At 60.6% G+C, this 12,475-nt stretch carries 9 protein-coding genes and 1 pseudogene; 1 reads left to right on the forward strand and 9 read right to left on the reverse strand.

Features of this window, described 5'->3' with window-relative positions; all coding sequences use genetic code 11:
* From VNZ65_RS14635 to VNZ65_RS14670, 8 genes are all read right to left on the reverse strand, one after another.
* Positions 1 to 287 (reverse strand): porin (locus tag VNZ65_RS14635; protein WP_414649137.1); only part of this gene is annotated, 287 nt, incomplete at its 3' end.
* A gap of 237 nt (positions 288 to 524) precedes the next feature.
* Positions 525 to 1,463 carry an ABC transporter substrate-binding protein gene (locus tag VNZ65_RS14640; protein ID WP_325670219.1) on the reverse strand — a complete coding sequence of 313 codons (939 nt, stop codon included), beginning with the start codon at positions 1,461 to 1,463 and terminating at the stop codon, positions 525 to 527.
* 253 nt (positions 1,464 to 1,716) lie between these two features.
* A complete protein-coding gene (locus VNZ65_RS14645) occupies positions 1,717 to 2,751 on the reverse strand; it encodes an ABC transporter permease (protein WP_325670221.1) in 1,035 nt (344 codons plus the stop codon).
* A 33-nt stretch (positions 2,752 to 2,784) separates the two neighbouring features.
* The gene (locus VNZ65_RS14650) at positions 2,785 to 4,368 is read right to left on the reverse strand and encodes a sugar ABC transporter ATP-binding protein (RefSeq protein ID WP_325670222.1); all 1,584 of its coding nucleotides are present in this window, start codon (positions 4,366 to 4,368) and stop codon (positions 2,785 to 2,787) included.
* A gap of 113 nt (positions 4,369 to 4,481) precedes the next feature.
* Positions 4,482 to 5,258: an SDR family oxidoreductase gene (locus tag VNZ65_RS14655; protein WP_325670224.1), complete on the reverse strand. Its 777-nt coding sequence runs from the start codon at positions 5,256 to 5,258 to the stop codon at positions 4,482 to 4,484.
* A gap of 140 nt (positions 5,259 to 5,398) precedes the next feature.
* Positions 5,399 to 6,676 carry an L-fuconate dehydratase gene (locus VNZ65_RS14660; protein ID WP_325670226.1) on the reverse strand — a complete coding sequence of 426 codons (1,278 nt, stop codon included), beginning with the start codon at positions 6,674 to 6,676 and terminating at the stop codon, positions 5,399 to 5,401.
* A 17-nt stretch (positions 6,677 to 6,693) separates the two neighbouring features.
* Complete coding sequence (locus tag VNZ65_RS14665; protein ID WP_325670228.1) at positions 6,694 to 7,548, reverse strand: fumarylacetoacetate hydrolase family protein; 855 nt, start codon at positions 7,546 to 7,548, stop codon at positions 6,694 to 6,696.
* 33 nt (positions 7,549 to 7,581) lie between these two features.
* Positions 7,582 to 8,346 (reverse strand): SDR family oxidoreductase, encoded by a 765-nt coding sequence (locus VNZ65_RS14670; protein WP_325670230.1) that lies wholly within the window; start codon positions 8,344 to 8,346, stop codon positions 7,582 to 7,584.
* Positions 8,347 to 8,860: 514 nt separating this feature from the next.
* Between VNZ65_RS14670 and VNZ65_RS14675 the strand changes: the two genes are divergently transcribed.
* Positions 8,861 to 11,623 carry a pitrilysin family protein gene (locus VNZ65_RS14675; protein WP_325670232.1) on the forward strand — a complete coding sequence of 921 codons (2,763 nt, stop codon included), beginning with the start codon at positions 8,861 to 8,863 and terminating at the stop codon, positions 11,621 to 11,623.
* A 100-nt stretch (positions 11,624 to 11,723) separates the two neighbouring features.
* Here VNZ65_RS14675 and VNZ65_RS14680 read toward each other — a convergent pair.
* Positions 11,724 to 12,372, reverse strand: a pseudogene (locus VNZ65_RS14680) (IS5 family transposase); the annotation flags it as partial.
* Between the last annotated feature and the right edge of the window lie 103 nt (positions 12,373 to 12,475).

Genomic DNA, 12,475 nt, shown 5'->3' on the forward strand with positions numbered 1-12,475 from the left:
GATTCCAGCAGGAAGAAGGCGCTCAGCCCGTCGCCCAGGTCTTCCGTACCCTTGAAGCCGATCATGCTGGTGCCCCACTGGTTGCCGGAGGCCGCCAGCTTGCCGCCGGTCTGGCCGGTCAGGTTGCCGTTGGCGTCTTTCAGGGCGACGCTGCTTTGGTAATCGACGCCGGCATCGACCCGGCCGTAGATGGTGACGCTGGTCTGCGCCTGCGCCGGGCTGCAGGCAGCGCCGATCAGCATGGCGGCTGCCGCCGCTTGCATGCACTGTAATGTCGTTTTTTTCATGTTGAGTCCCCTTTATAGTTAAATTTTGTCCGACCGCCCTCCTCTCAGCAGCGGAGATAGAGTCGAACCTTCGTGAGAAGCTTGATGCGTGATGCGAGCGCGCAGCAGATCGCAACCGGCAGTGGCGCTGATAGCGCCAGCTGTCGGCAGCACCCTGGACGGGAGTCTGCTATTGCGCTGGATTACCCGGCCGCTGCAGCCTGCTGGCGGCAGCGGTCCGGAATGGAGCCTGGAAGATCAGTCGTACAGTACTGCAGCGATCTTGGGGTCGCTGATGTTGCTCTTGTCGTACCAGTAGAAGCCGGTGTCGATCACCTTAGGCAGCTTCTCGCCCTTGAGCGCCTTGACCGCGGCTTCGACGGTCTTGTAACCGATGCCGACCGGGTTTTGGGTAATGGCGCCGGCCATGCTGCCGTCGCGGATCGCATCTTTCTGTTGCTTGCCGGAGTCGAAGCCGACGATCACCAGTTTGCGCTTCATCTCCTTGACGCCGTTGAGCACGCCAATGGCCGAACCTTCATTGGTGCCGAAGGCGCCCTTCAGGTGTGGATAGGCTTGCAGGATGGACTTGGTGATCTCGGTCGATTTCAGCTGGTCGCCGGCGCCGTACTGGATGCTGACGATCTTGATCTTGGGATAGGCCTTCATGCGTTCGACGAAACCCTCGCGGCGGTCAATGCCGGTACGGCTGGTCTGGTCATGCGCCACCACCGCCACTTCGCCTTCCTTGCCGATCAGTTCCGCCATCTTGTCAGCCGCCAGCGCTGCCGCTGCCTTGTTGTCGGTCGCTGCGGTGGTCACAGGGATATCGCTGTCCACGCCCGAGTCAAAGGCGACGATAGGAATGTGCGCCGCCTGTGCCTTCTTCAGCAGCGGCAAGGCTGCCTTGCTGTCCAGCGCGGCGAAGCCGATGGCTTTCGGCTTCTTGGCCAAGGCTGCCGACAGCATGTCGATCTGCTTGTCGACCATGGCTTCGGTTTCCGGACCTTCGAACGACACCTTGACATTGAAATCCTTGGCGGCCTGCTCGGCGCCCGATTTCACCGCTTGCCAGAACTGGTGCTGGAAGCCCTTGGAAATCAGCGGAATGTAGACTTCATCCGCGCTCGCCGCCGCGCTGAATCCCAGCGCAAGCGCCAGGCCGATGGCAATGTTCACTGCTCTTCTCTTTATCATTTCAAGTCTCCTTTATGGTTATCAACGACGGGCTTGGTTGCGCTTGCCCGGAACTTCAGTGGACTGCAACAGCCGAATCAAGAGTGCAGGGCGCGTATCCGGCGCGCAGGGCAAGGCGCACAGCGGAGCAATAGCGGGGCTATTGCGAGCATGTGCAACGCCGCCATGCGTGTCGGATACGTGACAGGCGCTCTTGATTCGGTTGTTACAGTTCACTATTACACGTACAAAAAACTATTCAACCCTGAATGCCTCACTGGCGCCGGCGGCGCAGGATATCCATATAGACCGCCAGGATGATGATGACGCCGGTCACCACGGTTTGCCATTCCTGCGCCACCGACATCATGCGCAAGCCGTTGATCAGCACGCTCATGATGAAAGCGCCGATGATGGTGCCGAGGATGGTGCCGGTGCCGCCCGACAGCGAGGTGCCGCCGATCACCACTGCCGCAATCGCATCCAGTTCGTAGCCCTGGCCCAGCGCCGGCTGCGCCGAATTCAGGCGCGATGCGATCAGCAGGCCGGCGATGCCGCAGATGGCGCCGCTGAAGGTATAGATCGCCACCTTCCAGAAATCGACATTGACGCCCGACAGCCGCAGCGCTTCTTCGTTGCTGCCCAGCGCAAAGGTATAGCGGCCGAAGATGGTCTTGTTGAGGATGATGCCGGCGCCGATGGCCACCAGGAACAGGATCAGCACCGCGTTGGGAATCGGCAGCACCGGGATCAGGCTGCCGATCAGGGAGTCCTGCGAAATGGCTGAGAAACCCGGGGTATCGTTGAAGTAGATCGGCTTGGTGCCGGAGATCACCAGCGACAAACCCTTGAGCAGCATCATCATACCCAGCGTGGCGATGAAAGGAGGAATCTTGAGCTTGGCCACCAGCACGCCGGACACCCAGCCGCACAAGGCGCCGAAGAAGATGGCGGCGGCGATGCCGATATAGATCGGCAGGCCCATGTAGGTCAGGAACACGCCTGCCATCACCGCGCAGAAGGTCATCAGCGTGCCGACCGACAGATCGATGCCGGCGGTGATGATGACGAAGGTGCAGGCAATCGCCAGCACGCCGTTGACGGCGGTCGACTGCAGGATGCTGACCAGGTTGTCGATCTCCAGGAAATTGGAAGACGCAAAGCTGAAAAACACCATCAATACCAGCAGGCTGGCGAACGCCAGCAATTTCTGCCGGGTGGCGGGATGAAAGATCTTGGCCTTGACAGCCGCAAACATGCCCTGGCCGGGCTGCTGTGCTTGCGACACGGGATTGTGAGTATTTGCCATGGTGGTTTTCATTGTATGTAAGTGATTCGGGTGTCAAGCGGCCTGCGCCGCGCGCTGGTCGTCGCGCTTTTCTTCGCGCAGGGTCGCCAGTTGCATGATCTTTTCCTGCGAAGCTTCGGCGGCCGCCAGTTCGCCGGTGATGCGGCCTTCGCACATGACCAGGATGCGATGGCTCATGCGCAGTACTTCCGGCAGCTCCGAGGAAATCATGACGATCGCCTTGCCCTGTTCCGCCAGGCTGTTCAGCAGCTTGTAGATTTCGCTCTTGGCGCCGATATCGATGCCGCGCGTAGGTTCGTCGAAAAACAGGATGTCGCAGTCGCGCAGCAGCCATTTGGCGATCACGATCTTTTGCTGGTTGCCGCCGGACAGCAGGCGCACCGGCTTGTCGACCGACGGCGTCTTGATGCTCAGCTGGCGCACGTAGCCCTGGGCGGTATCGCGGATTGCGGCCTGGTCCAGGAACAAGCCCTGGGTCAGGAACTGGTTCATGCTGGACATGGCGACGTTGGTCTTGACGTCCAGCCCGGTCGCCAGTCCGAAGTGCTTGCGGTCTTCCGACAGATAGCCGATGCCGTGCGCCACCGCATCCCGTGGCGATTTGATCGTTACCTTGGCGCCATGCACCAGGATCTCGCCGGCATCGACGCGGTCGGCGCCGAACACGGCGCGCGCGACTTCGGTGCGGCCGGCGCCCATCAGGCCGGCAAAGCCCAGTATCTCGCCCTTGCGCAAGGTGAAACTCACATCCTTGATAAAGGCGCCACGCTGCAGACCTTTGACTTCCAGCACGATCTCGTTGCCGGAAGTATCAGGCACGTCCGGTCCGCTGTTGTCGATCTGGCGCCCTACCATCATGCCGATGATGGTTTCCATGGAAGTCGTTGCGGTAGGCACGGTGGCGATGTACTGGCCATCGCGCATGACCGTGACACGGTTGGAGATTTGCCGCAGTTCGTCCATCTTGTGCGAGATATAGACGATGCCGACGCCATGCGACTGCAGCTGGCGGATGATGCGGAACAGGTCTTCGATTTCCGCGTTGTTGAGCGCCGCGGTCGGTTCGTCCATGATCAGCACGCGCGAATCGAAGGACAAGGCCTTGGCGATTTCCACCATCTGCTGCTTGGCCACGGTCAGTTCGCTGACCAGCGTGGCGGGATCGAGATCGAGACGCATGCGCTCGAAGATTTCGCGGGTTTTCCGGTTCAAGGCATCTTCGTCGAGGAACATGCCGAAGCGGCCGCGCGGTTCGCGGCCGATGAAAATATTCTGCGCCGCGGTCAAATGGTTCATCAGGTTCAGTTCCTGATGGATGATGCCGATGCCCAGCGCCTGCGCCGCGCGCGGCGTGGGTATTTCCACCAGTTGTCCGGCGATGCGGATCTCGCCGCTATCCTTCGGGTAGACCCCCGCCAGCACTTTCATCAAGGTCGATTTGCCAGCGCCGTTCTCGCCCATCAGCGCATGCACTTCGCCGCGCTGCAGGTCGAAGCGGCAATTGTCCAGCGCCAGCACGCCGGGAAAGCGCTTGGTGATGTTTTCCAGGGACATGAGGCACTCCGGCGGCGCTGCCGCGGACTGCCGTTCTTCACCTGGATTTTCTGATTGCTGCATAGTTGCTCTCATGATGCACAACCGGCGACGTGGCCGGTCACGTTAAATCAATCTGCCGGGCGCAAGCACAGCCGCCCGCTGCGTCGTATCAGGTTGGGCCGCGTAGGCCGCCTTCAGGTCAAAGCCCGGTCCAGGTGGCTGTAGCCGCCATCGACGTACACCCACTGCCCGGTGGTATGCGAAGCGCGCGGCGACAGCAGGAATACTGCGGTGTCGGCAATCTCTTCCGCCGTGGTCAAGCGCTTGCCGAGCGGGATCTTGCTGGTGATGGCGGCCAGCTTTTCCTCCGGCCGGTCGAAGCTGGCGATCCAGTTGCGGTACAGCGGCGTCATCACTTCCGCCGGGATCAAGGCATTCACCCGCACGCCGTCATTCGCCAGCGCCGCCGCCCATTCACGCGTCAGCGACAGCTGGCCACCCTTGGCGGCGCAATAGCCGCTGGTGTTGCCCTGGCCGGTGACCGCGGTTTTTGAAGAGATGTTGACGATGGCGCCACGGCTGGCTTTCAAATGCGGCACGCAGTAATGCGCCATGGTGTAGTAATGGATCAGGTTTTTTTCCAGCGATTCGACGAAAGCCGCCCGCCCTGCATCGAGGCCGATGTTGTCATTGATGCCGGCGTTGTTGACCAGGCCGTCGAGATGGCCGAACTCTTCCACGGTCTGGGCCACCGCCAGCCGGCACTTGTCTTCATCCATCAGGTCGAGCTGGATGATGCGCGCCTTGTCTTGCAGCGCCAGCAGCGCCGTCTTGAACTCCGGCGCCGGCTGGCTTTTTCCCAGAATCACGGGAATCGCGCCTTCCGCCGCCAGCTGCAGCGAAATGGCGCCGCCGATGCCAGCGCCGCCGCCGGTAACGATCACCACTTTTCCTGCCAAATGTAAGTCCACCGTGCCATCTCCGTTTTTATTTGTTTTGTAGGGTGGGCACATCGTGCCCACGCAGGAATTCAATTCACCTACATACCTTCTTGACCACAAGTTCCTGCTATTGCGAACACGCGTGGGCACGATGTGCCCACCTTACAATGCTAGCCGCGGAACTGGTATTTTTCCAGCGATTCCGGCTTCATCGTAATCGAAAACCCCGGCGCGGTCGGCGGCATGTAGTTGGCGTCGCGGATCACGCAGGGATCGGCAAAATGCTCATGCAGGTGGTCGACGTACTCCGTGACCCGCCCTTCCTTGCTTCCCGAAATGCACACATAGTCGATCATCGACAGATGTTGCACATACTCGCACAAGCCGACGCCGCCGGCATGCGGACAGACCGGCAATTTGTATTTGGCCGCCATCAGCAGCACCGCCAGGATTTCATTGACGCCGCCCAGGCGGCAGGAATCGATCTGCACCACGTCGATGGCGCCGCGCATGATGAACTGCTTGAAGATGATGCGGTTCTGGCACATTTCGCCGGTGGCGATCTTGACCGCGCCTATGCCTTCGCCGATCTTGCGGTGTCCTTCGACGTCGTCCGGGCTGGTCGGCTCTTCGATGAACCATGGTTTGGCAAAGGCCAGCTGGTTGACCCAGTCGATGGCCTGGTCGACTTCCCATACCTGGTTGGCGTCGATCATCAGCTGCCGGTCCTGGCCGATCACCTCGCGCGCGATGGTCACACGGCGGATGTCGTCGGCCAGATCGCGCCCGACCTTGAGCTTGATATGGTTGAAGCCGCTGTCGACCGCTTCCTGGCAGAGGCGGCGCAACTTGGCATCTTCATAACCCAGCCAGCCGGCCGAGGTGGTATAGCAAGGGTAGCCTTCCTGCTGCAGCGTACGGATCCGCTCGGCCTTGCCCGGTTCCTGCGCGCGCAGCAGCGCCAGCGCTTCCTCGGGCGTGATGCAATCGGTCAGGTAGCGGAAATCGATGGCGCGCACCAGCTCCTCGGGCGACATGTCGGTCACCAGCTGCCACAGCGGCTTGCCTTCGGCCTTGGCCCACAGATCCCAGACCGCATTCACCACGGCGCCGGTGGCCAGGTGGATGGCGCCCTTGTCCGGGCCGATCCAGCGCAGCTGGCTGTCGGAGGTGATGTGGCGCCAGAAGCGCCCCATGTCGGCGGCGATCCAGTCCAGCTTGAGGCCGACCACCAGGTGTTCCATGGCCTTGATGGCGGCACAGCAGATTTCATTGCCGCGGCCGATGGTGAAGGTCAGGCCGTGGCCTTCCAGGCCCGGCCGGTCGGTTTCCAGGATCACGTAGGCGGCAGAATAATCGGGATCGGGATTCATGGCGTCCGAGCCGTCCAGCATCTGCGAGGTAGGGAAACGCACATCCAGTACGCGTATCGAGCGAATAGTGGTCATGGTGGTTCTGTTCCCGGTCAGAGTGAGATGGTGCGCTGGCGCTGCTCGCCCAGGCCGGCTATGCCCAGCCGCATCTCCTGGCCGGCACGCAGATAGACTGGCGGCTTTTGCCCGAGGCCGACGCCCGGCGGCGTGCCGGTGGAAATCACGTCGCCCGGCTGCAGGCTCATGAAACGGCTCAGGTAGCTGACCAGCGTCGGCACCCGGAACACCATGGTCGAGGTATTGCCGTTCTGATAGCGATGGCCATCCACTTCCAGCCACAGGTTCAGGGTGTGCGGATCGGCCACTTCATCGGCCGTCACCAGCCACGGACCGAGCGGACCGAAGGTGTCGCAGCCCTTGCCCTTGTCCCAGGTGCCGCCCAGCTCCAGCTGGTATTGGCGTTCGGAGACATCATTGATGACGCAATAGCCGGCCACATGCTTGAGAGCATCCGCTTCTTCGATGTAACGGCCACCTGTGCCGATCACCACGCCCAGCTCCACTTCCCAGTCGGTCTTGAGCGAACCGCGCGGGATTTCAACGTCGTCGTCCGGCCCGCAGATGGCGCTGGTCCATTTGTTGAACACCACCGGTTCCTTCGGCACCTCCATGCCCGATTCCGCGGCGTGATCGGAATAATTCAAGCCTATGCAGATGAACTTGCCGACCGCGCCCACGCAAGGGCCGAGGCGCAGGCCCTGCTGCGGCGTACCGTCCACCAGCGGCAGGCTGTTCAGGTCGAGCGCGCGCAGCTTGTCCAGTTCCTGCGGCGCCAGCCAATGGCCGGCGATATCCGTCACCACGCCCGACAAGTCGCGCACACGCCCCTGCGCATCCAGCACGCCGGGTTTTTCCTGGCCCTTGTGGCCGTATCTCAACAACTTCATGGCTTCGCTTTCCTAGTTCCTGGTTAATCGAGGTTAGTTTGACCAGCCGCCATCGATCAGATGGATGGCGCCGGTAGTAAAGGAGGATTCGTCGGAGGCCAGGTACAGCGCCAGCGCCGCGATTTCGTCTGCCTTGCCGACCCGTCCCATAGGCTGGCGGGCGACAAAGGCCGCCTCGATTTCAGCGATCGGCTTGCCTTGCAGCTGGGCCTGCTCCTTGATGCGCGCTTCCAGCGACGGCGATTCGACGGTGCCCGGGCAGATCGCATTGCAGCGGATGCCGCGCGCAACGAAATCGGCGGCGACTGCCTTGGTCAGGCCGATCACGGCCGCTTTGGTGGTGCCGTAGACAAAACGGTTAGGCACGCCCTTGACGCTGGAGGCAGCGGAGGCCATGTTGATGATGGAGCCGCCGCCCTGTGCCAGCATGCCCGGCAGCAGCGCCTGGATCAGGCGGTACATGGATGACACGTTCAGATTCCAGGAAAATTCCCAGTCCTTCTCGCTGCAGTCGAGAATGCTGCCATGGTGGACGTAGCCGGCGCAGTTGAACAGCACGTCGAACGGCGCCTCGGCTTGCGCCAGGGCGGCCACGGCGGCGGCGTCCGTGACGTCCAGCTGCCGCGTGACCAGCGTGCTGCCGGCGGCGCGCGCCAGCGCCGCGGTTTCTTCCAGCGCAGCAGGATTGATGTCGGTCGCCAGCACTTGCCCGCCTTCACGGGCAAACATCAGGGCGGTAGCACGGCCTATGCCTTGGCCGGCAGCGGTCAGCAGGATGCGTTTTCCTTGCAATCTCATTGCTTCTGTCTCCTCGTTGTTTTGTAAGGACCTGTCAGCCTTTGATGCAAAACCGGCTTATTGGTCCATTGGTTGGACCAATAATAGTGCTTAAATTTTGGCTTTGCAATCAAAATATGCGGGTTTCTCGTCACGCTGGTGTCGTGTCCTGCCTCATCTGTCGGTATATCGCGCCGGCCTTGGCCCGTAGCGCTAGGCGTGCCGAGGAGCAATAGCGGGCTATGGCGACGAGGCGCAACGACGCGATACGGGTCAAGGACCAGCCAGATGCCGACAGATGAGGCAGGACACGGCACTAATATTGGACATTCGCGCTTAATGTGCACGAACCGCCTGTCGGGATTTTCTGCGCCAGCCCCGCAAATGACTCTTTTTTATCGATCCTGTATGGCAAAATAAGCAAGGTTTGTTCTGTCCGAAGGCAGCATCAATGACGCCACCCACCGAATCCAGCTTCCTTACCTTCATCCTTAGCGTATATTTATCCATCCACCTCTCTACAGATCGGAACCTCATGCATTTATTCCGTAAGCGCCCCTGGTCAAACCGGGTGTTGTCCTGCTTGCTGGCCGCGGCCTGCAGCATCGGCTTCACCGGCATCGCAGAAGCCGCCACCGCATTGCCGGCCGGCGTGACCCAAGGGCCCTCCGCCGAAGGCATCACCGAATACCAGTTTGCCAACGGCTTCAAAGTCCTGCTGTTCCCCGATGCCTCCAAGCCCACCGTCACTGTCAACATGACCTACCTGGTCGGTTCACGTTTCGAGAACTACGGCGAAACCGGCATGGCGCACTTGCTGGAACACTTGATGTTCAAGGGCACGCCGGACCACCCTTCGATTCCCAAGGATTTCAGCCAGCGCGGCATGTCGTTCAACGGCACCACCAATGTCGACCGCACCAACTATTATGAGATCTTCCAGGCCGGCGACGACAACCTGAAGTGGGCGATCAACATGGAAGCGGACCGCATGCTGCATTCCTTCATTGCCCGCAAGGACCTGGACAGTGAAATGACCGTGGTCCGCAACGAATACGAACAGGGCGAGAACTCGCCGTTCGGGGTGCTGATCAAGCGCCTGCAAGGGGTTGCCTACGACTGGCACAACTACGGCAAGCCGACCATCGGCAACCGCAGCGACATCGAAAACGTCAAGATAGAAAACCTGCAGGCTTTCTATCGCACCTACTACCAGCCCGACAATGCGGTGCTGCTGATCGCCGGCAAATTCGATCCGGCCACGACGCTGGCATGGGTCAACCAGGCATTCGGCAAGCTGCCTAAGCCGACCCGCAAGATGCGCGATTTCTGGACGGTGGAGCCGACCCAGGACGGCGAACGCAGCGTCACCATCCGGCGCCAGGGCGACGTGCAGATTGTTGCGGTCGCCTACAAGATCCCGAGCGAACTGCATGCGGATACCGACGCGTTATCGTATGCCGGCACCATCCTGGCTGACACGCCTAACGGCCGCCTGCACAAGTCGCTGGTGGAAACCGGCAAGGCCACCGCGGTATTCAACTATGAAATGACCGGCTATGCGCCAGGCCTGGAAATCATCGCCGCCGTGGTCAAGAAAGGCGAGCCGATCGAACCGGTGCGGCAAGCGCTGATCGACGGCATCGAGCAGTTTTCCAAGACGCCGCCGACCGCGGAAGAAATGGAACGCGTACGGCTGGCCAACGCCAACGCCTTCGAAAAGCTGCTGAACGACCACCAGCGGGTCGGCGTCGCCATGTCCAGCACGATTGCACTGGGCGACTGGCGCCTGCTGTTCCTCGGCCGCGACCGCTCCAACAAGGTCACCTCGGCGCAGGTAGCGGCAGCCGCGGAGCACTACTTCCGGCGCGACAACCGCACGGTCGGCCTGTTCCTGCCGGAAGACCAGCCGCTGCGCGCCGATGTCCCGGCCGCACCCAGCGTGGCCGAGGTCCTGAAGGAATACAAGCCAGCGCAAGCTATCGCTGACGGTGAAGTATTCGATCCTTCGCAAGCGAATATCGATGCCCGTACCCAGCGTTCGCAGATAGGCGGATTGAAAGTGGCGCTGCTGCCAAAGAAGACGCGCGGCGAAACCGTCTCAGTCAATCTCGATTTGAAATGGGGCGATGAGAAGAGCCTGTTCGGCAAGAAGACCTCCTCCGAACTGGCCGATGCGATGCTGATGCGCGGCACCACCACGCTGACGCGCGAACAACTGGCGGACGAATTTTCCAAGCTCAAGATCAGCGGTGGCCTGACACAGTTCCAGACTACCCGCGCCAATCTGCCCGCTGCCTTGAAACTGGTTGCCAGCGTGCTCAAGCAGCCGCGTTTCGATCCTGCTGAATTCGAGCGCCTGCGCAAGGAAGCCCTGGTCGGACTGGAAGCTGCGCGCAACGAGCCGAACACGCTGGCGGCGGAAGCCATCGCCGAGCACTTCAACCAGTATCCGCAAGGCCACTGGCTGGCGGCGCAAACTACCGCACAGCAGATCGCCAGCATCCAGGCCGCCAAACTGGCCGACGTCACGGCTTTCCATCATGATTTCTACGGCGCCTCGCAAGGCGAGCTGGCGATCATCGGCGATTTCGACGTCGCGGCAGTGAGCAAAGTGGTGCAGGACGAATTCGGCAACTGGAAGAGCGCAGCGCCTTACCAGCGCGTGATCCGCCATAACTTCGACGTGGCGCCGATGCAGAAAGTACTCAACTCGCCGGACAAGGAAAACGGCTTTTACGTCGCGCGCCAGAACCTCGACATGCGCGACGACGACGCCGATTATCCTGCCATGATGGTAGCCAACTACCTGTTCGGCGGCGGCAGCCTGAAATCGCGCCTGATGGACCGCGTGCGGCAGAAGGAAGGCCTGTCTTACGGCATCGGTTCCTCGGTAGACATCAGCGCCATCAGCCGCGCCGCCCGCTTCTCGGTACAAGCCATCGCCGCTCCGCAAAACCTGGAGAAAGTCGACCTGGCAGTCAAGGAAGAGCTGGCGCGGGTACTGAAAGAAGGCTTCAGCGCCGACGAACTGGCGCGCGCCAAATCCGGCATCCTGCAGGAAAACCAGCGCGCCCGCTCCCAGGACAGCGCCCTCAGCGCCGGCTGGACCAGATACCTGGACCTGGACCGCACTTTCGTCTGGAGTAAACAGATCGAAGACAAGATCAGTGCTTTGACGGTAGAGCAAGTCAACGAAGCCTTCCGCAAACACATCGACCCGCGCCAGTTGAGCGTAGTCATGGCACGTGACGAAGTAAAAGCCAAAGCCGCCACAGCAGTAGCCGCAAAACCGTAAGACCAGGCAACAGACAAAAAGCCGCTGGCGGTTCACAAGAAAATGTGAATTGTCAGCGGCTTTTTTCTGGCTCTTCGCGGATTACCGGGATAGGCAACTCCCGCATATCGGCGTCAAGGCGTATCTCCGCCCATAGTTTGACATTCTTCCTAATCGGGATAATGACTTCGGCAAGGGGCAACGTGATGCCTCGTGGCAGGCTTTCGTGTCGCAAGCACCATCGCTGCAGACGCTGGTGATGTGCTCATCCACCAGTATTTTCCCGAGCAATTCAGGCAACATAGGTACATCGCCGATACTGTTGTCCGTGACCTCAATGGCCCGAACTTCCAGCGTTGCTGCATAAATTCCCAAGTGTAACTTGCGCTACTGGTGCCGGTAGTCGGCACCGTGCTTCTTATTTTCCATTCGCCTTCGCCCAACATCTCGATGCAGGGCTATCAACCAGCAGGCGCAAGCCGGTGGTGGTCGGTCTAGCTTTGATTGTCACGCTCATCAGCTTTTGCCGACCGCTCTCCGTATTGAAGTCCAGCACCGACCAATCCAACCCTGTCAGCTTTAGCTGACTTTGCATCATTTCCATGGCTTGCCGCAGCGCCAGATTGAACAGGCACTTGATTGTCGGATAGAACTGGATGGCGGCATCACTGAACTTCGGCTTGGAGCTCGATTGCCATTCGCGCTGCCATACCAGGCATCTCTTTATCCAGCCAGGTAAACGAGCCACATGACTTCAATGCCGCCCGCATTGCACCCAGAAGTGGCTCAGGAAATTCGGACAGTTGGTTAAGTGGTGGCTTTGCTTCACAATCTCGACCGGAAGGTCGATTACTGGAGCAAGGGCATGACCAA

Source organism: Collimonas sp. (genome assembly GCF_035566555.1).
GTDB lineage: Bacteria > Pseudomonadota > Gammaproteobacteria > Burkholderiales > Burkholderiaceae_D > Collimonas.

Excerpts from the sequence above, each read along its gene's own strand:
- VNZ65_RS14640 (WP_325670219.1), bottom strand. The coding sequence starts at position 1,463 with ATGATAAAGAGAAGAGCAGTGAACATTGCCATCGGCCTGGCGCTTGCG.
- VNZ65_RS14645 (WP_325670221.1), bottom strand. The coding sequence starts at position 2,751 with ATGGCAAATACTCACAATCCCGTGTCGCAAGCACAGCAGCCCGGCCAG.
- VNZ65_RS14650 (WP_325670222.1), bottom strand. The coding sequence starts at position 4,368 with ATGCAGCAATCAGAAAATCCAGGTGAAGAACGGCAGTCCGCGGCAGCG.
- VNZ65_RS14660 (WP_325670226.1), bottom strand. The coding sequence starts at position 6,676 with ATGACCACTATTCGCTCGATACGCGTACTGGATGTGCGTTTCCCTACC.
- VNZ65_RS14665 (WP_325670228.1), bottom strand. The coding sequence starts at position 7,548 with ATGAAGTTGTTGAGATACGGCCACAAGGGCCAGGAAAAACCCGGCGTG.
- VNZ65_RS14670 (WP_325670230.1), bottom strand. The coding sequence starts at position 8,346 with ATGAGATTGCAAGGAAAACGCATCCTGCTGACCGCTGCCGGCCAAGGC.
- VNZ65_RS14675 (WP_325670232.1), top strand. The coding sequence starts at position 8,861 with ATGCATTTATTCCGTAAGCGCCCCTGGTCAAACCGGGTGTTGTCCTGC.